At 55.5% G+C, this 26,532-nt stretch carries 21 protein-coding genes; 10 read left to right on the forward strand and 11 right to left on the reverse strand.

Translation table 11 applies throughout. The annotated features are described in order from the left end of the window. Positions 1–339: 339 nt before the first annotated feature. From LAO76_26770 to LAO76_26780, 3 genes are all read right to left on the reverse strand, one after another. Complete coding sequence (locus tag LAO76_26770; GenBank protein ID MBZ5494544.1) at positions 340–933, reverse strand: hypothetical protein; 594 nt, start codon at positions 931–933, stop codon at positions 340–342. A gap of 346 nt (positions 934–1,279) precedes the next feature. Beyond that, entirely contained in the window at positions 1,280–3,778 is a 2,499-nt protein-coding gene (locus LAO76_26775) for an SBBP repeat-containing protein (GenBank protein MBZ5494545.1), read from the reverse strand. A 224-nt stretch (positions 3,779–4,002) separates the two neighbouring features. Continuing rightward, positions 4,003–5,484: an FAD-dependent monooxygenase gene (locus LAO76_26780; protein ID MBZ5494546.1), complete on the reverse strand. Its 1,482-nt coding sequence runs from the start codon at positions 5,482–5,484 to the stop codon at positions 4,003–4,005. A 180-nt stretch (positions 5,485–5,664) separates the two neighbouring features. Here LAO76_26780 and LAO76_26785 point away from each other — a divergent pair, with 180 nt between their 5' ends. Beyond that, positions 5,665–6,144, forward strand: coding sequence for a carboxymuconolactone decarboxylase family protein (locus tag LAO76_26785; protein MBZ5494547.1), 480 nt, complete (start codon positions 5,665–5,667; stop codon positions 6,142–6,144). A 56-nt stretch (positions 6,145–6,200) separates the two neighbouring features. Next, positions 6,201–6,815 (forward strand): hypothetical protein, encoded by a 615-nt coding sequence (locus tag LAO76_26790; GenBank protein MBZ5494548.1) that lies wholly within the window; start codon positions 6,201–6,203, stop codon positions 6,813–6,815. Between the two features lie 12 nt (positions 6,816–6,827). On the opposite strand, the gene LAO76_26795 is transcribed toward LAO76_26790, so the two are convergent. The 4 genes from LAO76_26795 to LAO76_26810 form a co-directional block, all read right to left on the reverse strand. Next, positions 6,828–7,364: a hypothetical protein gene (locus LAO76_26795; GenBank protein MBZ5494549.1), complete on the reverse strand. Its 537-nt coding sequence runs from the start codon at positions 7,362–7,364 to the stop codon at positions 6,828–6,830. A 98-nt stretch (positions 7,365–7,462) separates the two neighbouring features. Beyond that, positions 7,463–7,681: a hypothetical protein gene (locus LAO76_26800; GenBank protein ID MBZ5494550.1), complete on the reverse strand. Its 219-nt coding sequence runs from the start codon at positions 7,679–7,681 to the stop codon at positions 7,463–7,465. 226 nt (positions 7,682–7,907) lie between these two features. Continuing rightward, on the reverse strand, positions 7,908–8,627 hold the full coding sequence (locus LAO76_26805; protein ID MBZ5494551.1) for a DUF4397 domain-containing protein: 720 nt from the start codon (positions 8,625–8,627) through the stop codon (positions 7,908–7,910). 204 nt (positions 8,628–8,831) lie between these two features. Further along, positions 8,832–9,839 (reverse strand): class A beta-lactamase-related serine hydrolase, encoded by a 1,008-nt coding sequence (locus LAO76_26810; protein MBZ5494552.1) that lies wholly within the window; start codon positions 9,837–9,839, stop codon positions 8,832–8,834. A gap of 191 nt (positions 9,840–10,030) precedes the next feature. Between LAO76_26810 and LAO76_26815 the strand changes: the two genes are divergently transcribed. Next, on the forward strand, positions 10,031–11,320 hold the full coding sequence (locus LAO76_26815) for a DUF4062 domain-containing protein (GenBank protein MBZ5494553.1): 1,290 nt from the start codon (positions 10,031–10,033) through the stop codon (positions 11,318–11,320). Positions 11,321–11,382: 62 nt separating this feature from the next. Here the strand turns inward: LAO76_26815 and LAO76_26820 are convergent, their stop codons facing one another. Further along, a complete protein-coding gene (locus LAO76_26820; GenBank protein MBZ5494554.1) occupies positions 11,383–13,209 on the reverse strand; it encodes an ABC transporter ATP-binding protein/permease in 1,827 nt (608 codons plus the stop codon). Between the two features lie 316 nt (positions 13,210–13,525). Here LAO76_26820 and LAO76_26825 point away from each other — a divergent pair, with 316 nt between their 5' ends. After that, positions 13,526–14,131 carry a hypothetical protein gene (locus LAO76_26825; GenBank protein MBZ5494555.1) on the forward strand — a complete coding sequence of 202 codons (606 nt, stop codon included), beginning with the start codon at positions 13,526–13,528 and terminating at the stop codon, positions 14,129–14,131. 58 nt (positions 14,132–14,189) lie between these two features. Beyond that, positions 14,190–14,768, forward strand: coding sequence for a DinB family protein (locus tag LAO76_26830; protein MBZ5494556.1), 579 nt, complete (start codon positions 14,190–14,192; stop codon positions 14,766–14,768). A 285-nt stretch (positions 14,769–15,053) separates the two neighbouring features. Here the strand turns inward: LAO76_26830 and LAO76_26835 are convergent, their stop codons facing one another. Both LAO76_26835 and LAO76_26840 read right to left on the reverse strand, forming a co-directional pair. Further along, complete coding sequence (locus LAO76_26835; protein ID MBZ5494557.1) at positions 15,054–15,950, reverse strand: dihydrofolate reductase family protein; 897 nt, start codon at positions 15,948–15,950, stop codon at positions 15,054–15,056. A gap of 63 nt (positions 15,951–16,013) precedes the next feature. Further along, the gene (locus LAO76_26840) at positions 16,014–16,898 is read right to left on the reverse strand and encodes a LysR family transcriptional regulator (protein MBZ5494558.1); all 885 of its coding nucleotides are present in this window, start codon (positions 16,896–16,898) and stop codon (positions 16,014–16,016) included. A gap of 113 nt (positions 16,899–17,011) precedes the next feature. Here LAO76_26840 and hfq point away from each other — a divergent pair, with 113 nt between their 5' ends. Then, on the forward strand, positions 17,012–17,308 hold the full coding sequence (hfq, locus tag LAO76_26845; protein MBZ5494559.1) for an RNA chaperone Hfq: 297 nt from the start codon (positions 17,012–17,014) through the stop codon (positions 17,306–17,308). A gap of 77 nt (positions 17,309–17,385) precedes the next feature. On the opposite strand, the gene LAO76_26850 is transcribed toward hfq, so the two are convergent. Then, positions 17,386–17,694, reverse strand: a complete 309-nt coding sequence (locus LAO76_26850) for a hypothetical protein (protein MBZ5494560.1) — start codon at positions 17,692–17,694, stop codon at positions 17,386–17,388. A 300-nt stretch (positions 17,695–17,994) separates the two neighbouring features. Between LAO76_26850 and LAO76_26855 the strand changes: the two genes are divergently transcribed. The 4 genes from LAO76_26855 to LAO76_26870 all read left to right on the forward strand — a co-directional run bounded on the left by LAO76_26855 (position 17,995) and on the right by LAO76_26870 (position 26,530). Continuing rightward, positions 17,995–21,276 (forward strand): TonB-dependent receptor, encoded by a 3,282-nt coding sequence (locus LAO76_26855; protein MBZ5494561.1) that lies wholly within the window; start codon positions 17,995–17,997, stop codon positions 21,274–21,276. A 67-nt stretch (positions 21,277–21,343) separates the two neighbouring features. Further along, complete coding sequence (locus LAO76_26860; protein ID MBZ5494562.1) at positions 21,344–22,213, forward strand: S1/P1 nuclease; 870 nt, start codon at positions 21,344–21,346, stop codon at positions 22,211–22,213. A 113-nt stretch (positions 22,214–22,326) separates the two neighbouring features. Next, positions 22,327–25,113: a hypothetical protein gene (locus tag LAO76_26865; GenBank protein MBZ5494563.1), complete on the forward strand. Its 2,787-nt coding sequence runs from the start codon at positions 22,327–22,329 to the stop codon at positions 25,111–25,113. Positions 25,114–25,306: 193 nt separating this feature from the next. Beyond that, positions 25,307–26,530: an efflux RND transporter periplasmic adaptor subunit gene (locus LAO76_26870; GenBank protein MBZ5494564.1), complete on the forward strand. Its 1,224-nt coding sequence runs from the start codon at positions 25,307–25,309 to the stop codon at positions 26,528–26,530. Positions 26,531–26,532 lie beyond the last annotated feature (2 nt).

Here is a 26,532-nt window from a genome sequence, read left to right on the forward strand (position 1 = left end):
CCTGCCTGTACCCTTGCCACTGCGGCCTGCCAAAACGGCAACCCGCGTTTCTTGGCACCTTTTAAATTCGCCACTCGCAGCTCCTTTCCTGCTTAGTGGGGATATTATCTCTGTCTCACTTTCGGGGTGCAGGACACTTCGGCGATTACACTTCGATTCGCGTAGGGTTCAGACGCACCCGCTTTTGCTAGCGGCTAGAAGCTAGTGGCTAGCCGCTAATTGTCAAAGACCGTGCGCATCTCGACGCTGCCACACTTTAGCGGATTCTCTGTATCGAATTAATAGCGAAATAGGACAATGCCCCAGATGGCTGAAACAAACGCACACCGGGCCACACTTTCATTCTCTTTTACTTTGAGGATAAGGCTTGAAGTGCCTGCAGCTCTTTCCAGTAAAGTCGATGCCTTCTCCGGTGGGTGTCAGTTGATGCAATAAAGTCTCATGCTGCCCGATCCAATCGAGCCAAATCTTGCCTTCCTGTTGTGGAATTCTTCCAGGGTCGCCAGCCCCCGGATCAAATGGCGCAAGGGGCGGATTTGGGACAATTTTGGGAAGCTGCATAAGCGCCCAGATTGCTGGCGAGATATAGGCCAGGTCTGAAGCTTCCGGCTTCTTTGCCTTCCAAAACCTTTTGTCAGCTTCGGGAGAAAGAAGATAGCGGTACAGTCGAATCGCAAACCATCCACCTACGTACGGGAGGTCGCTTTCCGCTGCGTCCTGCATTGCGATCTTGTCGTCACCATAAAACGAGCACACGATTTGCTGCTGCGCCCGCTGGTCTCCGAGCCTGGCAAGGGCCATTACAGCTTGACGTCTGCTGAATGAATCCGTCCTACGCGATCCCAGATATGATCTCAAGGGCACTATTAGATCTGATTCGCCGGTCTTGCCCGCTTCAAGCAGATATCTGCCGTCCAGGACAAACGTATTCATTGTCTCTTTTTGCTGGGCAGACAAGGTATGAGATGGCTTTGACGTCTCCTGAGCTGTGTTCACAGGTATCCATAACAAGAGAAACCCGCCCAGCAGCGCACCGAAACAGCCGCGGCAACACAGTAACCGGTCGTGCGCGCACTTTCATCGATGCTAGAACGTTCCTCCGGTCGGCCCTTGCATGACGAATTTCACCCTTCTCTACAAAAAGCGCGAAAAGGAGAGCACACTGCGCTGGATGCGTTACTGACGTGTGTTCGACATGCGCACGATCAAGCCGATGGACGGTAAGAGAAGGCCGGCGAAGCTATCCTGCTTTCGCAGCAGGATAGCTCAGCCAGCTGCATCACTGCACTTGCGTTGTAAATGAGAAAGAGTTGTTAGACATGTTCAGGTCCTGGGTTTGCGCACGGACACTGAAGTTATTGACCAACGTTGCGCCCGCCGCGGCGTTTACCTTGACCTGTATGGTCACGGCGATAGTCTCGTGCGCCGGCAGTCCTCTCCAGTTGCAGGTGATGGTGCCACCGTCTTGCGTCGGGGAAGGCGTTGTACAGGAAGTTGGCCCGGTACCGCCGGTAAGACTGTCGCTCACGAAGCTGGTTCCGGGCGCGAGCACGTCAGTGATAACCAGATTGTCGCTGTTGTCCGGCCCCTGATTGCCGATGAGCAGGCTATAGGTCAGAGTCTGTCCCTGGTGGATTGTGGCGGGAGCGGTGGGCGAAAGCAACGCAAGATCGGCCGCGATGACCACCTTGGCAATGAACGCGTCACTGTTTCCCTTGAGTCCCGGTTGGAACGCATCCGGCGTCACCGGAAAATCACCCGCGCTGGTGTTTCCACCAACCCATGCGTTCCAGGCCGGATCAACCCAGATCGCCCCGCCGCTTGACGTGTTGCTGCCGCCCAGCAACGTTGAATAGTAGAGCGATTTGCCGTCGGGCTGCAGGGCGGTGACGAATGCATCCTGGGTGGCTGGAGCCAGGGTCTGCCGGAAGGCATTGGCGGTGGTGGGAAAATCAGCGGAACTGGTGCTTCCGGTCAGGAACACCATTTGCGCGCTGTTGAGGTGTAGGCCGGCGGAACTGTCCGCGCCGCTGCCACCGAGGAACGTGGAGAAAATGAGAGAACCGCCCCCGCTGCTTACCTTGGTGACAAACGCATCGGAGCCGCCGGCAATCGTAGTCCGGAAAGCGCCCGTCGTGGTGGGATAGGTGCTTTGCGACGTGGTGCCGGTGATATAGACGTTGTGCGATGGGTCCAGGCCGATGGCGGTCACGCCGCGAAAACTGTTAGCGCCGCCTAGTAGAGTTGAAAAAATCAGTCCTGAGCCGGAAGAGTTCAGTTTGGATACAAATACGCGCGGCGAGCCTGAACCAAAGACCGCGCCGTGCGGGAAGTTGGTGGAAGACGTGGTTCCGGCAACATACACGTTCGCCGAGGAATCAATCGCAATGGCATTGACGCCGTCGGTTCCGTCGCTGCCGCCCAGATATGTGCTGAAAACCAGCGAACTGGCGGGCGCCACGTTGGTATCGAATTTCGCCACGAACCCGGTGGTGTTGGAGTTGGGTAGAGTTTTCTGGAAAGCGCCCGCTGTCGCCGGAAGGCAGGGATTCGCGGTGCTGCCGGAGAGATACACATGCCCGGAGTTGTCCGCAATCAGGCCGCCCACGAAGGAGCTGCTGTTTGCTTGGCAAGCTGGGTCCGTGCTGGTAGTTTGCCCAAATAAATTGCTATAGAGGAGTGATGAGCCGTCAGCACTGAGCTTGTCGATATTGATTCCTTCGTCGGACCCGAAGTTCGGTCCGGGAAATTCATTGAACTGGGCTTCCGCGCTGTAGACATGGCCGGTCGAATCCACGGCCATGCCGTCGACCTGCACGCGCAGGAAGGTGGAGTAGATCAGGATGCGTCCGGTCTTGTCGAACTTTGAAATGAAGCCGCTCTGCGTGGTGGCGTCACCGTGAAATATTGCTTGCGAGTTGGCGGAGCGGTCGAATGCTCCGGCGGTGGTGGGATAATCGGCCGCGCTGGTAGTGCCTCCAACGTAGATGTTGCCGTTGGTGTCGAGCCCGATTGCAGAGATGGAAGTGTCGGCGGGAAATGATGTGCCCAGGCTCAAGTCCTGTCCTGTGGAGCCGCCCAGATGGGTCGCATACGCTAGCACAGGATCAATCGTCACCGGCAAAGCGCGATCATAGGACCCAAGGGAAATCCCCAGACGGTCAGCGCTGATAAGTTTCCAGGCCGCTTGCACCGCGAAACGTTTTCCTTGGATCGTCTGCCAGGCGCGCGGCGCGGACTCCGTCAACTGCAACTTGCCGAGCGTCAGGCTTGCATCGCCTGATGGCTGGATATGAATTGCATCAATGCCCTCCGTGCGCAGAGCTATTTTGCTTACATCCGCTCCTGGCGCTAACAGAAAGTCGTGTTCCAGATGCCGTCCCTGGCCATAAAACCGGACATCAATGCCCGGATAAACAGACGCATAGCGTAGCGCCGCATAGTTCTCTACCCCCACGATGGCGGGTTGGCGATTCAGATAGTTGCTGCGGGCCACGAGTTGCTGCTCAGGATTAATGGTGCGTTCTTTCTGAGCGGCATTGTCGAACAGCAGACGGAAGCTTCCCTGGTGCGGCACGGCAACGGTCACTCCGTCAGGGGTAAAGAAAAGAATGCCTTCGCGGCTTCGCGCCAGAAAGCGGACTTGCGGTGCGGTCTGGCCACGGTTAGTTTCAAAGGTTAGCAGCCCGGTTGCGTCGGGTAGCGATGGCTGGCTGGCAAAGATGAAGGAGCTAAGGAACAGGCAGACGATAAGGAGCGATCGGAGCGCTTTCAGCATATAAAGTCCTCAGAGCACGATCATGTATTCCGTACAGGGGATCCGGGAGTGTGCTGCTCTGAAAGATGTAAGCTCCTGCTGCTCTGTTGTATCAATAGATAATAACTATTTACTTAACACCATGATGGAATGGCGAGCGATTGCAAGCCGAAACCACATGCATTACAGAGATATTCGCATTCCAGATCAAATGCAGCGCATTCTCACTGAGCGTGGACACCAGCCTATGCAGCTTCCAGTCTGGCCCTTGTTTGACGTTCCACAAGTGAGCGCACGGCTGTGAATTCTGCAATTCCGTGATGGTTGCGCGCGGAATACGCAATATAGCCATCCGGACGCACGAGGCTTATGCCCTGCTGCCGCGCCAGTCGCAACTCAACCACGTCGCTTAAGGATGCGCAGAGCTTCCTGGCAGCCTCCTTTGCCGATGCGTCTGCGGCACGATCCATCACCAGCAGGAAGCGGCTGCGAATGCCATTTCCGCCTCGCATCGAATCATCCAGATATCGTTCTCCCGCGCCTTCAACAATCGGGCTTCCATGATAGTGGACGCCGAGTTCGGAGAGTCTTTGCACGAAAGCATGCTGAAAAGGCGCCAGCCGCAACACCATGGGTATCACTGTATCGCGCAAAATTTGTGCAAGTTTACTCGGGGTTCCCAATGCTTTGGTGAGGTAATGGGTCGTCTCGATAACATTTTTAATTACCGGACGGCGTTCGGCGCTGTAGCTCTCAAGCAACTCTTCATTGCCATGACCATGCAGCGCAAGGTCGAGCTTCCAGGCCAGGTTCCACACATCATGCAGGCCGGTATTCATTCCCTGTCCCCCAAAGGGACTGTGAATGTGAGCGGCATCGCCGGCGATGAAGAAACGCCCTACGCGCAGATGCGCCACCTGACGGTGGTGAATACGAAAATAGGCGCTCCAGTGCAGGGCGCGCGCCTCCAGGCCGCTGGGTGCGCGTTCAGCCAGTATCCGGCGCACAAGATCGAGCGATGGCGCATCACCTTCCGTGGTTTTGATGGACGCTACGATGCGCCGGCGTGTGGCGCTCATGGGAAAAACGGCTACCGGACCTAGTTCGCTCGGGCATAGCTGCAACTGGTCAGCGGGAAGGGTTTGGTTCGTCTCCAAGTCAGCCAGGATGAACGTATCGTCATATTCCGCGCCTTCAAACCGCAGATTCAGCAGATGGCGAACGGCGCTGTGCGCGCCATCGCAGCCGACAACGAAAGAAGCTCTAAGCTTGGTTGTTGCGCCCTTACGGTCCATCGTCACATCCACATAATTGTCTTGTTCGGCCGCTGATACGAATTTGGTTTCATACTCCACAGCGCCGCCCGCGCGCCGCAGTTGCTCCACCAGCAGCTTCTCCGTTACGTTCTGGGGAACCATGGCGACGAAAGGGTATGGACTCTGCTCGGGAGCGAAGCGCATGTCGGCAAGTGTGCGTCCGTGTGACACTACAGTGACAGACGTAACGCGGTTTGCCGCTTCAAGAAAAGGGCCCACGAGGCCAGCCATGTCAAAGATCTCAAGCGTGCGAGGAAAAATTGCCAGCGCCTTGGAATGTTCTGACTGCGATGCGCGCGTCTCGATGATCCGATATCTCAGTCCTCGACGAGCGCACTCGGTTGCCAGGAACAACCCGACTGGCCCGGCGCCGACGATCAGGACATCAGTATCGACAGCAACGTTTTGCATGATCAGCCTCCTTTTAATTAAGTGATGACCAATCCGCGCCTCGGGATTCCGCCTTCGTTCAGGTTCTCAGGCCGCATCCAGAGGCACACGACGCGGCTTGCTGGAAATATTTTTCCTCTTGCAGATGCCCTGCATCGAATTCGTTCCCTCGTCATCCAAAAGTAAATAAAGGAGAAATTCATGGAAGCGAGAATCGATTATCTGAAAGTTGGTCGCGGAGTTTACGAAGCGATGCTCGGTCTTGAGAAATACCTTCATCAATGCGGACTTGAGCAAAAGCTGCTTGACCTGATCAAGCTGCGAGTGTCGCAAATCAACGGATGCGCGTACTGCATTGATATGCACTGGAAAGACCTGCGCGCGCTGGGCGAAACGGAGCAGCGGCTTTATGGATTGGACGCGTGGCAGGAATCGCCCTATTACACAGACCGGGAACTCGCGGCCCTGGCCTGGGCGGAAGTGGTTACAAACATCAAAGAAACCCACGCGCCGGACGATGCTTACCAGGAGACGCGAAAACATTTTAACGAAAAAGAACTGGCTGACCTGACCCTCGCCATATCCACTATCAATGCCTGGAACCGGCTGGCAATTTCAGCCCGGAGCGTGCCCGGACTGTATCAGCCGGCGCGCAGCCACGAGCAAAAGAGAAGCGCGTAGGCCTTAGTGACCAATGTCACGTTTTTAAAATCGCGCCTTCCGATAAACTTAACTGCGTGTACACGGGCGTTACTCCGGCAAAGCTTCCCGACAAAGTGCCGGCGTCCGTGGAAAGCAGCCCACATGCGTGTTTTGCCCTCACTGAGTCGCTCTACATCTGCTATTGCAACCCAGCTTGGGACCGGTTTGCTCTGGAAAATGGCGGCGGCGCGGACGTATTGGCGGCCTCAGTGCTGCACAAGCCCTTCCTGCAGTTCGTGACCGATGAGCTGAGGGAAAACATCAAAAATCTCTTTCAAAGGGCGCGCACCTTCGGACGCCTGCAATCACAAGATTATGAGTGCTCCTCCGCGCAGGTCTTTCGTCTTTACCGGATGCAGGTTTATCCGCTTCAGTCGGGTTCCGGCTTTGTGGTGAATAATTCGCTCGTGGTTGTGCATCCCCACACGCGGGCCATTTGCGAGCCGGATGATTCCATTTACCGCTGCAAGCTGGGTCTAATCCATATGTGTGCCAATTGCCGCCGCACACGCCGAGTTGATGACCCGGCGGCCTGGGATTGGGTTCCCGCCTATGTGGCACACACCCGGCGAGATGCCACCCACACTGTCTGTCCTTTTTGCCGCGAATATTATTACGGCGCTTATCTGCCCGGTGCAGCGCAAGAGTAGCGCGCCCGCTCTTCAATGCCTGGGCTGGAAGTACATCAATCCTTTCTCGCCCGGCTGTCCTTGTCCGCCTGGCGCTGACGATCCGCCGCCACCGCCGGACACATTGAAGCGGTCGATCTTGAAGCCCTGTTTTGCGGTGATCACCATAATCACGCCGCCCGCGCCACCACCGCCGCCAATCGCGCCGCCGCCTCCAGCTCCGCCGGATGCATTCAGCACAGGAGCGCCTTTCACGGCCATACCCTGAAGCACAATGCTTCCGCCGCTGCCGCCACCGCCGGCAGCCGCAGATCCTCCTCCGCCGGTCCCTGCAACGCTGATTGTTCCGCTAATTAAGAGAGTGTTGGTAGCTTGTATCTCAATTGCGCCTCCGCCGTTGCCGCCGCCCGCTCCGGCTCCCTGACTCGTCCCAAAAGCGCCTCCGCCACTTCCGTTCTGCAGGCAGTTTTTGAAGTCGTGATAATTCTTGCCGCCTTGGCCTGGCGTCTGGCCGCCGATCGAGCCGCCCGCTCCTCCCTTGCCGCCATAACCTGCTCCGCCCGCGCCCACACTCCCTGACCACTGGCCTCCGCCGGGACCAGCGCCATTTCCTCCGCCTGCTCCGGGCCTTAGAGGCGCAGCGCCGGGAAAGCCGTTGCCATCGGAAATTATTTTGCCGTTGATCGTAACGTCGCTGCCCTGAAAACCACCGGCGTTGTTCCCCGCACCTGAATGTTCGCGCCATTTTCAATATTGATCTGTGCGAAGCTGAAAGTCACCTTGCCGCCCGCAACCTCCCCGCGGACAGAAGTTCCGGGGCCAGTCAGCTCCCCTGTGGATGTATTTATCTCGTAATTGCCGGCAGCTAGAATCAGGTTCTGTGGCATCGTTCTCCGTCTGTTCTTTTTTGTGAAGGTGATCGCCCGGTTTGCGCGGCGATCAAGGGTAAAAGTTTTGGGCCGAAATAATGTGGGTTGTTCCAGGCGGAAACTCTACTTCCGGTCATGTTCCCGCTGCAAGCGAAAAACGCCCGGCACCGCCAAGCGGGCCATCGGTCATCAAAATTCAGAAAACATCATGTCTGTACCCGGTATATCCTGAATTCAAAAATGCTCAGTTCAGGTCCGCGAGCATAAGTGATGTAAGTACATTGAAATCGCAGGTATTCGGCTGGCAATTGCTGAAGATTACAAAGGTGCGGTTTTGCCCGGCAGCCAGGCTAATCGGACCGCTATCGAACAGTACCTGGGTTGTGCCTGTCCTGGTTACAAAGACTTCATAGCTTCCGGGGGCCAGCGTCTGATAGGGGGTGGCAGTGTTGAAGGCAGACAAAGCAATAAGCGGAGTGCCGCTCGGCGTGGACCCTGCGGGCAGCAGGTAAATATCACGAATCACGCTCAAACTTACATCCAGAATGCGCAGCTTGGCAGCGGAATTGGGCGCAGGTGTGTTGTCGTCCGCCATCAAACTGCTGGACGAATTAAAGTGCGCCCAGCCGTCCAGCAAAAACGTGTTGTGCGAATTCGCGGTTAGATCAAGCGGTTCGGTGAATGGCGCTACCGTGACGGAATTTGAAGGCGCCATGCTGAGCTGGCCGCCGGGGGTCTTGATGGGCACATAGCCGGTATTCCCCTTGTAGGGCAGATTGCTGCTCACCATCGTGCCATCCACAGAAACTTGCACAGTGCCCGCCGACGGATTGAGCACCAGCACCCTCAGGCTGGCCGAGGCAAAGTTACCGCCACCGCTCTGCTGATTTCCGCCGCAACTCACGGCGGATGAGACCATGATCAGCGCTCCTGCAAGGAAGCTATAGTTGGTTAGCTTTGCCATGCCGGCCTCCGTTCTATTTTCGGGTACCAATTCTAACGCGATCTTAAATATATCGCCGGCAATCCTCAAGATGCGGCGCAAGGACAAGCATGGGACGTCAGAATAGTTGTCGCAGGATGCCGGCGCTAAGTCAGGTAGATCGGTACTGGAAGGCTTCCTGCTTCGACCGCATTGAGTTGATCAACTACTAACTACAGCTTGCGCTTACTTGGCCGCCTGCTTCTCCCGATAATTAAAATAACCCCACACCTGCTCGCTCATGCGTCCAATCGCGTCTTCCAGCTCGCTGTAATAGCCGCGATGGTGCGCCGAGAAAAACACAACTGCCACACGCCCCGCGGGCGTCTCAATCAGACCAACGTCGTTGGCGATATACGGTGGAAAATCGCCGGTCTTATGCGGAGTGTTGACGTCATCCAGCATGAAGCGCGGGATACGCGTGCGCATCTGCTGCTGGCCCATGATGCGCAGCATTTCCTTGCAGGATTTTTCGCTCGCGGCCTTGTTCGTTGCCATCATCTCCAGCAGCTTGCCCATGTCGCGCGCACTGGCCAGGCCAAAAGGATGCTTGCCCTCAAAATGGAAGCGCTCCACATCGGCGTCGGTCAGTTTGTCAGGAAAGCCCTTGGTAAAAAGTTCTTCCGGAGACAACTTGGAATATGAAGGATCGCCAGCCTCCGCCAGCGCTCGGAACCAGTCGAAACTCGTCCCGGTGGCAGTGATGGAATTCAATCCCAGTTCATGCATGGTCTGGGTCACGTGCGCCGGGCCGCCTACGCGGGCAAAAGCCATGTCGGTGGCGGAGTTGTCGCTCTGGATAATCATCAGCTCCAGCGCATCGCGAAAGCTCAGGTTCAGTCCTGAATCAACCGTTCGCAGCACTCCGGTGCCAAAGCGCTTGTCCGCGGTCTTCATGGCGAACCGATCACCCGTGTTGATCTTGCTCGCGTCCACCTGCCGGTAGATATCCACCAGCAGCGGAATCTTGATAGCCGACATGGTGTCCATCACCTTATCGGCGTTGATGGCAATCTCCTCGCCCGTATCGAGCGATTTGATGTAAATGCCCCAGTCCGCGCTCACGCCGGCGGATATCTGTTCGAGCTTTTGTTTGAGCAGGTCAATCGGTTTGGGAGCGGGAGCGGTTTGAGCAGAAGAGGAAAGAGCGAACAACAGCAGCACAAGGATAGTATCGAAAAATTTCAGTCGCATTTGAATTTCACCACAAGGGAATATTTGATAAGGCAGAGCATTCTACCCTTTTGTGTTTTTTCGTGCTGCTAGCCTGCCTGAGCTTGTCGAATCGATGGTTAACTGGAGTCCTCTGCTTCGGATCTCTGCATCCTGGGCTCCCGTTCTCATAGCGTAGGCTGAAGTTTTGAGATGACGGTTAGAATATCCTCATGCCTAAAAGACTTACGCGCCTTTCAATTTTTATCTCGTCTCCAAATGATTTGGCGAAAGAACGAGAAGTGATTGCCTCAGCCATTGAGGAATTGAACCCATTTCTGGAAGAGAGCCACGGCGTCAATCTCCACTCCCTGACTTTTGAAAAAGATGTGGTTCCCGGGATTGGAATAGATCCGCAGGCGGTGATAAATGCACAACTTCAAGATAAATATGATATTTACATTGGTCTTCTCGGCTCTCGTTTCGGATCTGAGACACCTAGGTCCGGCTCGGGAACCGCAGAAGAGTTTCAACTTGCCTATGAACGTTATCGACAGGCTCCCGAATCGGTGCGAGTCATTTTTTATTTTAAAACCATTACCGATAATATTCATAAGCTTGACTTGGAGCAATTGAAGAAAGTGCATGGCTTCCGAAAAACCCTAGGTGATGCTGGTGGTTTGTTTCATGACTTTACTGATTCCGATTCACTGCTTAAGGTAATAAGACAACACTTGCGTACACTTATTAGTGACCAGTGGGATGGCGCTAAATGGAGAGTACTTTCACCACTGCCTGCTGATTTAAAGACTCCAGTTGAGCAACTCGTCTCGTCTATAGAGGAAGTTGATTCAACTCTCGCGGAGGAAGAAAGAGATATATCGGAAAACCCAGGTCTGCTAGACCTTATAGTCATGGGAGAAACAGCAAACAACGTGGCCTTACAATCGCTTCAGAGCCTAGCTGAATCTGCTGAGCGCAACACACAGGAAATCAAAACCGCGTTAGAACGGCTGAACATTGCAAAACAACATCAGAGTGCCAAAGAGATGAAGGTAGCTCTGGACCGACTGGCGCTCATTTTACTAAACCACTCGAATCAAACGAAAAAGGATGTACTTGCGCTCAAGAGCTCCATGAGCGAAAGCCTTGGTGCTGTACATTCAGCTGCAAAGATGTTTTCCGAAGAGAAACTGGGAGATCCCGCCGAGTTTCACGGTATCGCAGAGCAGTTAAGTCCCCTGATTGCTTCAATCCGGGGTATGCGGGAGATGTCAGATGAAACACATGACATTGTCTCGAAACTACCCGGACATACGCGCGAGTTTAGAATGGCTAGCCGCAAAGCCACGGCTGTATATGCAGAAATGAGCGCCGTAATGACATTGCTGCTGGATAGAGCGTTGTCTACTCAGCATAGTTTGTCTAAACTTTTTGGTGACCGCAAGCGTGTCTTAGACGAGCAAAGGGCCAACCCTTTATTGGAAGATGCTGACAACAATCCAGAGCTTAAATCGGAATAGGCACTCTCGCAGACGGCGGGGCCTCCAGACCTAGGTCATCGTTACAGCCAGACCGATCAATCTTAGAAGCCCTGTCCCCGGATCAAACTCACCGCATCCGGCACTCCACCACCGCCTCCGCGCGACCCACCGCCTTTTTCTTCCACTTTGTCGCCTTCGCCTGGAGCCAGAAACAGGTTTTCTTCCAGACCATGCTGCCGCGTATAGAGATCGTAATAGCGGCCTTGCAACGCCAACAGTTCGGCATGCTTGCCGCGCTCCAGGATCTTGCCGGACTCAACCACCAGGATCTGGTCAGCTTGCCGGATGGTTGACAGCCGGTGCGCGATCACAAACGTCGTGCGTCCCTGCATCAGATATTTCAGGCCCTGCTGGATATAGGCTTCTGACTCTGAGTCCAAACTCGATGTCGCTTCGTCCAGGATCAGGATTCTGGGATCGGCCAGCACGGCGCGGGCAATTGATACGCGCTGGCGCTGTCCGCCGGAAAGCTTTACTCCGCGTTCGCCGATGATCGTGTCGTACTTGTCGGCAAAGCGTTCTGTAAATTCGTCCACGTGGGCAATGCGGCAAGCCTTAAGAATTTCTTCTTCGGTTGCCGATGGACGCGAGAAGGCAATATTTTCCTTGATCGATCCATCAAACAGGAACGAATCCTGCAACACCACGCCCAGCGCGCTGCGGTAGGAATCAAGCCGAACGCGGCTCAGGTCTTGCCCATCAACAGTCACGCGCCCTGAGGTGGGCTTATAGAACGCAGCGGCCAGGCCAATGATTGTCGATTTGCCAGACCCTGACGAACCCACCAGCGCCGTCACCGTTCCCGGCTGCGCGTCAAAGCTCACGTCATCCAGCACCGGCTTGCCGGGTTCGTAAGAAAAGTCCACATTTTCAAACGCGATCGCGCCATTAATATGGCCAAGCACAATCGAGCGGTCGGGGTCCTGATCTTCCCGGCTTTCCGCCAGCACTTCGCGCGTGCGGTCCAGTCCGGCCAGCGCTTCCGTGATCTGTGTGCCGATGCTTGCCATCTGCGCGACCGGCGCAATCAGAAAGCCCATGAACATGGTGTAGCTGAAGAGCTGGCCTGTCGTCATGTGCCCGGCAAGAATCTGGCGCGCTCCTATAAACATGATGATGGCGCTCACCACTCCCAGCACCACAGTGGACGTCAGTCCCATCAGCGAGGTAGCGGTCAGAGACTTCAAGACGTTGTCCAGCAGGCGCTGCACCCCGCGGCTGAAAACGTTCGACTCGCGCTCTTCCGCGTGATATCCCTTCACCACGCGCACTCCTCCCAGCGACTCAGTGAGCCTGCCCGTAACCTCGGCATTGATCTTTGCTCGCTCGCGGAAAATGGGACGAATCGTTTTGAATGCCCGGCTGAGCGCCACCATGAGGACCACCAGAAACCCAACGGCGATCGCAGTCATCTCAGCGTTGTATTTCAGCAGGAACACTAGTGACAGCACGGCGGTCAGAACGCCGCCAAAGAACTCAACCAGCCCGGTGCCGATCAGGTTGCGTATGCCTTCCACATCGCTCATGATGCGTGAGACCAGCGCCCCTGTCTTGTTCGCGTCGTAATAATTCAGTGAGAGACGCCCCACGTGCGTCTGCACTCGCTTCCGGAGTTCAGAAATCAAACGCTGCCCTTCTTTGGAAAGAAGCTGCGTAAGCGCAAATGAGGTCAATCCCTGAATCAACGTTGCGCCCAGCACCACCAGAACCAGCGGCAGCAGCAGGTTCGCGCGATGCTTGCCGATCACGTCATCCAACAGATATTTTGGCGCAGCCGGCAATACCAGCCCACAAAGCCTGCCAAGCAGCAGAAGCAGAAAGCTCAGGACCAACAGTCCGCGCCGGGGACGGACCAACTCCCCGATCATTGGCCATACCGACTTCAGATGAGCGGCAGCGGATTTCTTCTTCTTGACGTCCGCCTTTGGATCAACTGCCTTTGGGTCAACCGGCTTTGGATCAACTATCTTTGCATCAACTTTTTTCGACTCAGTTTCTACTGCCAAGGGCTACTCCGATCGTGATGGTGCTCTCCACTAGATTACAGGCTTCTGCCGTGAGTTTCGGAATATTGTTGGTACCTGCCCAAATGGCTAGCTTGCCGTGCAATGCCATTGACTCCGTCGCTTTCCCGTAGCAGCATGGTTCCCGAAATATCGGGTTGCGTAATTAAAGGAGGCATCCATGGGAAAGAAGCTGCTGGCGGGCGTACTCGGAGGCTTGGCCTTCTTCTTCTGGTCGTACGTGGCGCATGACGTATTGCCGCTAGGCAAGGCCGGCATAAAAGAAATCCCTAATGAACAAGCCGTTCTAAGTTCCATGAAGGCCAATATGCCCGAGAACGGGCTTTATCTCCTTCCCGGTCTTGGCCTTCCTGAGAATGCTACGCGTGCGCAACAGGGCGCAGCCATGGAAGCGCGCATGCACAAGGTGGAAACCGGGCCTTCAGGCCTGCTGGCGTATCATCCGTCACTCCAGTTCTCTTTTGGGAAGGCGCTGGGTGTTGAGCTTGGAACCAACATCCTTCAAGTTCTGCTGGCGGTGATGTTGCTCGGCCAGACCAGCCTTGTGAGCTTTGCCGCGCGCTGGCGGTTTATTACAATCGCAGGCATTCTGGCCGGCATCAGCACCAACATTTCATATTGGAATTGGTATGGCTTTCCCGGCAACTACACGCTGGCTTATGTCTGCACGGTGGCCATGGGATTTGTCTTTGCCGGTCTCATTGCCGCGGCAATCGTAAAACCAGGAGCGTCTGCTACCACAACAGCGAAGGTGGCGGGAGCGTAAAATTTAATCGCAGGCATTTAGCAGCAGGAGTTTAGAGTCAAACCAGAAGGCAGTCATCATGCCCATGCAATATGAATACACGGCGATTCCTGAAGCGCAGATACCGCGCGCCACAGACCCGATCTTCCAGCACTTGCTCGATACCTACGCCAGCGAGACAAATAAAGTTGTGAGCCTGTGGCGGCAGTTCGGCAGGGAAGACATGCCCTTCAAGTCGGCGGAGAAGTCGTCCACGGTGCTGGAAATCATGAAGCACCAGCTACTTTCAGAGCGGCGATTTTTTGCCGAATTCATCGGCCTTGGCGGCGAGCCGGAAGCGGCCGCGCTTCTGCCTCAAGATCTCACGCCTGAAGGATTTTGGCGGCGCAATCAGGAGCTGTGCACGCCTCGGCTGATGCGGATGGCAGGCCGTGATCAGAGATGGTGGCTTGAGGTGGTGCCGTTTTTTGACGTGCAGCGGGAGCGCATATGGGTCTTCTGGCGGCGCGTCTTGCATACCACGCACCATCGCACTCAGCTAAGCGTCTATCTGCGGCTTCTGGGTAAACCAGTACCTTCAAGTTATGGCCCAACGGCGGATGTTACCTGGAAAGGCGCTGATCCAACGCGCAGCGTGGAGGCAGCAGGCAGAAAGTAGCTGTTCAGCGGGCCATGGCGTTATCCGCCAGCAGAACCACGATCGATGTAACGAACACAGCGACAAAAACCATTGCGCCCCAAAATGATTTTTTACCCAACGTCTCCATAAGGCCATCCATCTACAATCAGCAGCTACGCTAGATTCGATGCGCCAAAACAGCTTTCGGTTCGGCCTGCCCGACCGACTTTTTTAAGAAAGCCAACAGCAGAATTCCCAGATTGAACCCTGAATTTGGTGAATCCCGTGTCTGGCTCGTTCCGATCCCGCGTCTTCAGATCCGTGTTATCCGTGTAAATCTGTGGTAAGACCTGCTTTTCTCCGATAGCGATTGAACTGGTGGTCGCCCACGCGGCGGCAACTCATCCAGAACCACCATGGAGCTGTCTCCTTGGTGAAGCCAGGAAACATAAACGTTGTCGGCCGCACATTGAGCTGAGTGCCCGTCCCCGCCGGTGTAATGTCCTGTTCCGGCGGCACAAGCAAGCCGATCTCGACCGGTGAAACCGTTACAAACTTTTCGTCTATCAGTCCTGCTCGCGCCATGCTTCCATAGAGCGTAGGACCGCCTTCGCAAAGCAGATGCTCAATGCTCATCTCTCTCCGCAACATGCGCATTGCCGCAGGCAGGTCGATCGTCTTGTCCTGGCCAGCAATGATTAGGCGCTCCTGGCCGATCCGTCCTTGCAGCCGTGCCGCTCCGGCCTTCGTGGTAAGAATCATCGCGTCCATCTGGTCGCCATCAAATACGCGATAGGCGCGCGGATCAACGCCGCCGGAAGCCGTGACAAAAATCACCTTCTCGCGCTTCCGGCCAAGCTTGCTGCGCAGGTCACGCAGGGATTCGTCTTCAATGCGATATACAGGGCCGCGGCCTTCGTTCAGCTTCGGCGCGCTCAGTGTCTCTTCCACCAGCGTATGGATGCCGGTGATAATGGCGTCAGCGTGGGCGCGCAGCAGGTCCATCAGCCAGCGGTCTTCCGCCGACTGTGATATATCCGATCCGGCGGCGTGCGGCCCTTTGAACGAAGCTACGCCGTCAATCGATTGAACAAAATTGGCGTAAGTCCACGGACGCTCTTCATGTGCGGCAGGGAAGCCCAGCTTTCCGTAAGGCGCAAAGGCGGGATGTTCGATTCGAGAAGCTTCAGCGTCGTCAAACAGAATCTGAAAGTTGCTCACGCCTGAAATGCTAACCGCAGCGCACCCAGGCGCGCTACTGCACAAACGCAATTCAGAATTCCGCTAATTGTCTTTTTTGGGTAACGTGTGTAAATGCGCAAGAAAAGCCTGTTGCACGCGGCTCAGGTAGCGGCCTTTGAGCGTGACTACACCAATGGTGCGTGAAGCGCGATCATCAGCCACGGCAACGTAGGAACAATCAGTCCGCTCCTCAATCGCCATTTCAGGAACAATAGAAATGCCCAGCCCTGCCCCGACCATCGCAAGAATGCTGCTGAACTGTCCGCTTTCAAACACCACTTTCGGCACCACGCGCGCACGCTTGCAGACTTCAATCGCCGTGTCGCGAAAGCAGTGGTCTTCCCGCAGCAGAAGAAAAGGCTGATCGCGCAATTCCTTGAGCAGGATCTTGCGTTTTTTAGCCAGCCGGTGCGCCCGCGGCATGATGGCAAACAGCCGCTCGGTGCGCAGGTTGAAAGTTTCCAGGTCATGGCCGCGCAAAGGCATGGCCAGGATGGCCAGGTCAATCTGGCCGGCGCGCAGCCGGTCCATCAGGCGCGCGGTGACGTCTTCAACCACGTTGATGGAAGCCTCAGGATATTTCCGGGAAAACAGCGCGAGCGGCAATGGCAGGAAATATGGGGCGATGGTGGGGATCACGCCAATGCTTACTGGCCCAGCAACAGCCGATTGCCGTTCCGCGACTTCGTCCTTGGCGGCCTTGAGTTCTCCTAAAATGGCACGGGCACGGGGAAGAAATACCTGCCCAAACCCCGTGAGCCGGACGGTACGGCCCAGGCGGTCAAACAGGCGAACGCCGAGTTCTTCCTCCAGCTTCATGATCTGCTGCGACAATGACGGCTGGGCGACTTGTTCTCTTTCGGCGGCGCGCGTGAAACTCCCGGTTTCAGAAACCGCGCAAAAATAGCGTAGCTGGTGGACTTCCATAGTCAGTGCCTATTAATCTCAGTCCAATTATATATTGGACTTATAACAATTTCAGCACTATTTTGAGCACCATCAGTAGCGCGCCTCGCCAAAGGCTCTGGCTGGGGCACGCGATGCCACTGTCACAAGAGATATGGGGCAACGGTGGAATCATGTCAGTGATTAACGTTCAGGAATCGTTTCTCAACGTGGCTCTTGCGGGCGGGAAGCACATTACCGTCCAGTTGCTGAACGGCGCGCAGGTTTCAGGAAGCGTTCGTTCGTTTGATAAATATTCCATTGTGCTTGAAACCAAAACGCAGGAACAACTCATTTTCAAGCACTCCGTTTCCGCACTGCTGGTCTGCTGCAGAAACAAGCACTGCACTGAAACGTGCCAGACAGGGTCCGGCATCCGCCAAGCCGATTAACACTTTACTTCTGCCACAAAAAGACACGATGCCCTTCTGCGGTCTGCTGTCCTGGTCGAACCAAAACCTGTGAGCGGTTATTTTCCCGGGTGTGAGGCGGCGGCATGGGCGGATCCCAATTCCACATTCAGCCAGCGGTCCACCAGTTTCTGCAGACATGCCTGGCCGCAAAGATGTTTCGCCGTGGAGTCATGCGCCAGCATATTTTCCCAGGGATAGATTTTTAGCATCTGGCGTTCCGGCGCCTCGGCATGAGGGCTAAACGGCTCGCTCCATGCGAGCCACCAGTGGTCTACCGTGCTTTTTTGCTTGCCGCAGATGTCGCAATTAAAAGTCTCGGTCCAGGTCAACGGAGGCACCCCATCCTTGGGTTGGACTTTCCTCATGAAGGTAGCCTACATCAGCAGAAGGGCGCAATAAGCGATTTTTCACCTGAAAATGCCCTGAAATTCCCATATTTCATAGATGTGTGGGAGTGAGTCTCTCTTTTGCACAGCTATCCACAGGAGTTCCACAAACTTTTTGTGTTTCGTTCATCTCCCGGCAACAATCGTACGCTACGATTAAGCTGCAAATACGCGGTAAAACCAAATTTCTAGGTTGCATTTAACCCATTGATGACTATTATGGGTGCCCTAGATTCTACCGGGTCCCGCCATGCTGAAGTCCTTCACAGGAGAGAGAGAATGATGTCACGCTTTTGGAGTTCAATTCAACGGCTGCTCACAGTAGCGCTGTTCGCCGCAACCTGCGGCGCGCTGCTCTACGCCCAGTCCACTACTGATGGCGCCATCGGTGGAACGGTTTACGACACCAACGGAGCTGTGGTCGCAAACGCGAAGATCGTTGTGCGCAACAATGGCACAAACGCCGAAACAACGATCACAACGGATGGCTCGGGCTTCTTCCGGGTCACCAAACTGCAGCCCGGCACATACACCGTCACAGTCAGCCAGCAGGGCTTCGCGTCATTTAAGTCTGAGCAAGTCATCGTGCAAGTTGGAAGCGTGACTGAACTCTCGCCCCACATGGCCATTGGCAGCAGCACGGAGACGGTGGACGTAAGCGCAGAAGCGCCGCAGATCAATACCACTTCCCCGGAGTTCGCTCCAACGTTTAACCAGACGGCAATTGCCAACCTGCCGATTAACGGCGGGCGCTGGTCGAGTTTCGCGATTCTGACGCCGGGCGTAGTCAGCGATTCCAGCGGCTTCGGTCTGCTTAGCTTCCGTGGTATGAGCACGCTGCTCAACAACAACACGGTGGACGGCGCCGATAACAACCAGGCCTTCTTCTCGGAAGAGCGCGGCCGTACCCGCGCGGGCTATTCCACACCGCAGCTTGCCGTGGACGAATTTCAGGTCAACACTTCCAACTATTCATCTGAATATGGCCGTTCCGCCGGTGGCGTGATCAATACCGTTACCAAGAGCGGCACCAACAGTCTGCATGGCGAAGTTGACCTGTTTGACCGTGACAATGTTTGGGGAGCCAGCAATGAGTTCACCAAGATTGCGGTCCAGACCTCGCCCGGCAACTTCACCCAGCAGCCTTTCAAGCCCACCGATTGGCGCAAGCGCGTAGCCGGCCAAGTTGGCGGCCCGGCCATTAAGGACAAGGTTTTTTACTCACTGACCTTTGACTGGTATGACCGGAACTTCCCCGGCACGGCAGTTGCCAGTAACCCTGGCGCGTTCTTTGCGCAGCAGTTTGATGGTAGTGACGGAGTGCACGCGGCATCGGCCAACGTCATTCAACTGGCGAAGAACTTGAACCACATCACCACCGCGCCGACTCAGGCCCAGCTTACCCAGGCCCTGGGTGTGTACAACAACGGCTTGGCTGGCCTGAACACCATGCTCGGCCCGGTGTCTCGCGATGGCGAACAGTACATCATCTATCCTAAGATTGATTGGCAGATCGGCCAGAAAAATCATGCATCGTTCTCTTTGAACCGTATGCGCTGGGAGTCGCCCGCCGGCATTCAGACACAGGCCACCAACACATTTGGCATTGCCAGCTTCGGCAATGACTTCGTGAAGGACACCTGGGGCGTCGCCAAACTGGATACGATGATTTCAAGCACCATCAACAACGAAGCGCGTTTCCAATATGGCCGTGACTTCGAATTTGAAAACAACCAGCCGGCAACTCCTTATGAGCAGAGCAACCTGCTGAATACACCTACTTTCACCAATCCGTTAGGATTGCCGCCGCAGGTTTCCATCACCAACGGGTTTACCTTTGGCACACCGAACTTCCTGCTGCGTCCCAACTTCCCGGATGAATCACGCATGCAGATTGCTGACACGGTGAACTGGACCCATGGCCGGCACAATCTGAAATTTGGTCTTGATTTCAGCCATGTCACGGATAACTCCCAGAACCTGTTCCAGCAATTCGGTCAGTACAGCTATTCCAACCTCGTCAATTACCTCACGGATCTGAATGTGACCAATGGTTGCGCAGGTAAACAGTGCTACTCCTCATACAACCAGGCGTTCGGCCCATTGGGTCTTGAGTTCAATACCAATGACTACTCCTTCTTCGCTCAGGACGACTGGAAAGTAACGTCACGCTTGAGCGTCTCTTTGGGGCTTCGTTGGGAAAAGGAACAGCTGCCTGATACGTTCAGCAACTTCGTGAACACGAAGTTCGCAGCGACTCAGTCGCTTCCTTCAGACAACAACAATTGGGGACCTCGTGCCGGATTCGCGTTTGATGTGTTTGGAAACGGCAAAACAGTGGTCCGTGGCGGCTATGGCGTTTATTACGCCCGCGTAATCAATTCCACGATCTTTAATGCGCTCATCAATACGGGATCGCTGAATGGCCAGTTGTCATTCACATTCCTGCCGGGCGCAGCCGGATCGCCGAATTTCCCGAGAATCGTGGGAGCGGCGCCAACCACCGCTGTGAAGCCGAACATCGTATTCTTCGATCCGAACTTCCAGATGCCGCAGATTCGCCAGTCTGATTTCGCCATTGAGCAGAATCTAGGCTGGGGTACTTCGCTATCTGTGAGCTACCTCGGTAGCTTTGGCCGTCAACTGCCAAGCTTCGTAGACACAAACCTAAATCGGCCAACCGCCTCCGTCACCTACCGCGTACTCAACGGTGGACCGCTCGGAGCCGCAGGTACCTTCACAACGCCTCTGTTCACCGGGGCCCGTCCGAATGCGAACTTTGGCGCGACCACGGACATCTTTAGTGGCGTTATCAGCAACTACCAGGCCCTGGCAGTTGAGCTGAAGCACCGGATGAATCACCACATCCAGTTCTATGCTAACTACACTTGGTCACATGCTCTGGATAATGGCGTAAATGGCCAGACGTTTACCGCCACCAACTCGTTGCTGAATCCTTTCAACCTGAACGGCGAATACGGCAACTCGATTTACAATGTACCGAGCCGCTTCACGCTCACCACGGTCATGGAGTCTCCGTGGAAGGCTACTGGCTGGGCAAAGTATCTGGTTGAGGGCTGGAGCTTCTCCCCCATCTATCAGATCCAGAGCGGATTGCCTTACTCGGCATTTGTGAGCGGCAACTCCCCGAATCCATCCGCAGCCAACCCCTTGACCTCAACCGGTATCAACGGCTCCGGCGGCACCAACCGTATCGACATTGGTCGCAATACATTCAGTCAGCCAATCAATTGGATCGCCGATGTCCGTCTCTCCAAGCACTTCAAGTTCACGGAAAGATACGACGTTGAGTTGTTGACCGATTTCTTCAACATCGCCAACAAACAGAACGTATCTGGCGTGAATACAACTGCCTATTTTGTCTCAACTGGTACGGTTGCTACGGCCAACGGAAACGTAACCTGCAGCGCCGCAGCTCCCTGTCTGAACTTCAACGTGGATAACACTTTCAATCCACTGTTCGGTTCAACCACAAATACCAATAGCAACTTCGTCTACTCGCCCCGTCAGGTCCAGATTGGAGCGAAGATTAGGTTCTAGCTTGCGGCAAATCTATCACAACTTGCGCGGCAGCTTCGGCTGCCGCGTTTTTATGACCCGAGGCTTCGTGAAAAAAATCATCGCTATTGTCCTGCTGGCGCTTCTTCCGGTCCAACTTCTTGCCTGGGGACCCAAAGGCCATGCCATAGTTGCCGATATCGCGGCATCTCGTCTTACGCCTGCCACCAAACAGAATCTCCAGCTTCTTCTGGGCTCTGACTCGCTGGCTTCTATCGCAAGCTGGGCCGATTCAGTAAGAAAAGAGCGAGACGAAAGCTACGATTGGCACTTTGTCGATATTCCGAAAGACGCTCCAGGTTTTTCCGAGGAGCGTGACTGCTTTCGTCCGCAGGACAAACATAAGGATGCGCTCACTGACCATCACAACTGCGTGGTGGACCGGATCGAAATGTTTCAACAGACCTTGGGCGATGAAAGAGCCTCTCGGGCCGACCGTCTGGAGGCACTCAAGTGGCTCGTCCACTTTGTGGGCGACCTCCATCAGCCGTTGCATGCCATTGACGAAGCTCGCGGCGGCAATGACATTAAGCTCGCGGTCTTCGGCTCGCCCAAGTGCGGCGATTATGATTGCAATCTGCATTGGGCCTGGGACACGCTTCTGCTGGAACACACCGGCTATTCAGAAGAAGAATATGTTGGGCGGCTGAACACGTTGATCGCGCAAAAACACCTGGAAAATCAGGCAGCAGGAACGCCGGTGGATTGGGCCAATGAATCGCATGTCCAGGCCAGGCACATCATGGAAGCAAAGCCTGCCGCCATCGATGACGCTTACTTTCAGGCAAACATCGAACTTGTAAATCAGAAGCTGGCGCTTGCCGGACTAAGGTTGGCGGCCCTGCTCAATAGCACGCTGGGCAAAGCGCCCGCCGCAAGAGTCAGTGGCCTTGCGCAACCTGCGGGCCAGGAGCGCTAATTGTGAAAAGCGGCTGCTCACGCATTCCCTCTGCTCTCATACATTGGTTTTGTGCGATGAGTGTCTGCGTGGCGTTACTTTCTCCGGCTGTTAGCGCTGAACAGAAGAAACATATGCCGGCAGCAGAAGAGTTGCCCACCGGCATGAGCATCACGCCGCTGGCAGCGCGCGGATCAACGCTGCAGCCTCTGAACCCCGGCTTGCCCGATCTTCCTGACTTCACGGTGGACCATCCGATATCAACCGCCGTTAGCCCGGATGGCGGCACGCTGTTGATTCTCACCAGCGGCTATAACCGCAACAATGATGCGAAGGGCAAAGCGATTCCGGCGCAGACCAGCGAGTATGTTTTTGTCTTCGATGTTCGTCAGCCAAAACCGGTGCAACGGCGAGCGTTGCGTGTCCCTAACGCATACGTGGGGCTGGCGTGGGCGCCCAATGGCTCGCGTTTTTATGTTGGCGGCGGCAAAGACGACAATGTGCATATCTTCTCGCAGGAAAGCGACCACTGGAGCGAGACGGAAAAACCGATAGCGCTGGGCCACAAGACAGGTCTGGGAGTGGCTGATCGCTCGGAAACGAAAGTCACGCCGCCCGATCCAATGGTTGCCGGCGTTGCCGTGAGTCCAGACGGCAAGCGTTTGCTTGTCGCCAATCATCAAAATGATTCCGTCTCCCTCATCGACCTGGAAAGGAAACAGGTGATCGATGAACTTGACCTGCGACCGGGGAAAATCAATCCGGCGCAAAAGGGTGTGGCCGGAGGCGAATATCCGTTCGGCATAGTTTTTCTCGCCGACGATAAAGCCTATGTCTCCAGCCTGCGTGATCGCGAGATTATTGCGCTTTCACTGAAGCCAACGCTCACCGTCAGCGCAAGAATCAAAACGCATGGCCAGCCGGGAAAGCTGATCGTGAATCGCGCAGGTACGCTGCTGTTTGCCGCGGCTGACAATAGCGATTCAGTTGTCATCGTGGATACGGCAAAAGATAAGATCGTGGCGGAAATTAAGACCACGGCGCCCGCCGGTCTCTTTGCGAATCGTACCGGCTTTAAGGGCAGCAATCCCAACAGCCTGGCTCTCTCTCCTGACGAGAAGATGCTCTATGTGACAAATGGCGGCATGAACTCCGTGGCGGTGATCGCTTTAGATAAAGACGCCGATGACAGCCGCGTGGTCGGCCTGATCCCCACGGCCTGGTATCCAACTTCGGTCAGCGTGAGCAAGAACGGAGCAATGCTTTACATCGTCAATGGCAAGTCCATGCCGGGACCGAATCCGAAGGGGTGTCGCAAGACACTTACCACTGTTTCCAACAACAGTCCGTGTGCTGCCGCCGGTCAATATATTCTGCAACTGGAAAAAGGCGGCTTTGCTACAGTTCCGCGGCCTGACGCGGCGGAACTGCGTGCGCTCACGCAGCAGGTCGCCCGCAACAATCACTTCGCCGCGCCGGCAGATGATCCCAAAGGCCGCCAGCTTTTCGCATTCCTGCGCCAACATATCAAGCACGTGATTTACATCGTGAAAGAGAACCGTAGTTATGACCAGGTCCTGGGCGATCTGGAAAAAGGTAATGGCGATCCTTCACTTACGCTGTTTCCCGAGGCCATGACGCCAAATCATCACGAACTGGCGCGGCGCTTTGTTACGCTCGATAATTTTTATGACAGCGGCGAAGTCAGCGGCGTGGGCTGGAACTGGAGTACGGCGGCGCGCACCACGGACGAAGTGGAACGGACCATCCCCGTTTATTACGCTTTCCGCGGCATGACGTATGACGTGGAAGGAATGAATCGCAATATCAATGTCGGGCTCGATTCGCCGCATGACCGCAATACGGAAAAGCTTGTCGATGCCGAAAACCAGATGCCCGGCCACGCTGATGTGGCGGCGCCAGACGGCCCTGAAGATGAGAGCGGCGCAGGCTATCTGTGGGACGGAGCTCTGCGGTCTGGGCTCAGCGTTCGCAACTATGGTTTCTTTATCGACCTGAGTCACTACAATCACATTCCCGGCGATGATCCGCCAATTCCGCTGCTGCACGATCCGGCAGCCAGCGGCACACGCGTTGCCACTGCGACCAAAGCGGATTTGCAGCAAGTCACCGATCCCTACTTCCGCGGCTTTGATCAGCGCTTTCCGGACTATTGGCGCTTCAAAGAATGGGAACGCGAGTTCAATGGATACGTCGCGCACGATAATCTGCCGAACCTGGAATTGGTGCGGCTCCCCCATGACCATCTCGGCTCGTTTGACGAAGCAGTAGACGGAGTCAACACCGTTGAGACGGAGATTGCCGACAATGATTACGCCGTGGGTTTGCTGGTGGAAAAAGTGGCGCGCAGCAAGTACGCCCAAGACACGCTGATTTTCGTCATCGAAGATGACGCGCAGAATGGCCCGGACCACGTGGATGCGCACCGCAGTCTGGCTTTGATCGCGGGACCATATGTGAAGCAGCGCGCGCTTATTTCAAAACGCTTCAACACTGTTACTTTGCTGCGGACGATGGAAGAAGTGCTGGGCATCAAGCCGCTGGGGCTGAATGACGCCTTGCAGCCGCCCATGTCTGAGGTCTTCTCCACGCGGCACGCCACATGGAATTACAAAGCCCGAGTGCCAGCAGTCTTAAGGTCGACCAAACTTCCGCTCCCCGCTGCAACAGCTGACAGTGGGCACGACGTAGTTGAAAGTGGTCACAATGCTGCTTACTGGGCTGGCAAAACAAAAGGCTTTGACTTTACCGGGGAAGACAAGCTGGATTCAGAAAGTTTCAACACGGTGCTATGGAAAGGGCTCAAGGGAGAATCGCAGCCATATCCCTCTGAGCGTGATGGCCGCGACTTGAGCAAACACCGGAAAAAGCTTTTGCGTGATCTCAGAAAAAACCGATAAGCATCGCCAGCGGCGAATACGTTATCATTACTCAAACGACAAGTGATGGCTGCAATCACCGTGCAAGGGTTGCGCGGTTCTGTTTTCGGCGCGACCGGAGCAGAGGTCGATTTGCCGCTTCCGGGTTCCCAGTCGCCAGTTGGATACGGCGCAACCAAAATAAGGATTATTACGCCCCAATATGAGTAGCTCGATGCCTCCTCAGCATGATCTCAGCTCGCTACGCATTGATGACCATTCGCGCCGCGGCTCCAAGACCGGCAAGCGGCTGGGATTGTTTGCCGCGGCTGTGGGCGTAGTTTTGTTACTGGGAAGCCTGCTGCTGGCGTTCCGGTCGCAAAAGCCCGTCGTTGAAGTGGCCACAGCCCGGCCGGCAACCGGAGCCAAAGCTGAGGCGCTGCTCAATGCCAGTGGCTACATTACGCCCCGGCGTCGCGCCACCGTTGCCGCAAAAGTCACCGGACGTGTGGAGCAGATTTATGCGGAAGAAGGTCTGCACGTGAAATCCGGCCAGGTGCTGGCGACTCTTGATTGTTCGCAGCCGAATGCCGCGCTAACGTCCGCCAAATCGGACCGAGACGCCACGGCTGCGGCGCTGGCTGATCTTGAGGTGCAGTCCGCCAATGCGGACCGCGAAGCAATGCGCGCGCAGGGCTTGCACACCGCCGGAGTCATCAGTCCACAGGCGCTCGACGCGGCCAAAACTACGGCGGAGAGTTTGCACTCCAAGATTGCGCTTACCAAGGAGCAGGTACGCGCCGCGGATTCGCGCATCGGCGTGGCCAAAGAGGATGCGGACAACTGCATTGTGCGTGCGCCATTTGACGGCATTGTGGTTTCTAAGGATGCGCAGCGCGGTGAAGTCGTATCTCCCATCTCTGCGGGCGGAGGATTCACGCGGACCGGAATCGCCACGCTGGTGGACATGAATTCGCTTGAAATTGAAGTGGACGTCAATGAATCGTACATTGCGCGAGTGCAGCAGGGACAGCGGGTGAGCGCAACGCTGGATGCTTATCCCGATCGAGAACTTCCTGCCAAAGTTCGCACGGTGATTCCAACGGCAGACAGGCAGAAAGCCACGGTGAAGGTACGCATCGCGTTTGACAAGCTTGATGACACCATTCTGCCCGACATGGGCGTGAAGGTGGCGTTCCTGAGCGCCGCTCCAGCGCCAGGAAAAAACGCGGGCAGTGAAGCGCGGGCGCTGGTGCCCAAGTCCGCTGTGCGCAACGATGGAGGAAAGCAGATTGTCTACCTTGTTCGCGACCAGAAATTGGAGCGGCGTGCCGTGAGCCTGGGCGCGGAGCGAGGCAGCGACATAGAGATCCTTGCTGGCCTTGCGCCGGGTGACAAACTGGTGGTGAAAGGCGCGGATACATTGCATGAAGGGCAAGCGGTGGAAGTGAAACAATAAGC

Source organism: Terriglobia bacterium, assembly GCA_020072645.1.
Lineage (GTDB): Bacteria > Acidobacteriota > Terriglobia > Terriglobales > Acidobacteriaceae > Angelobacter.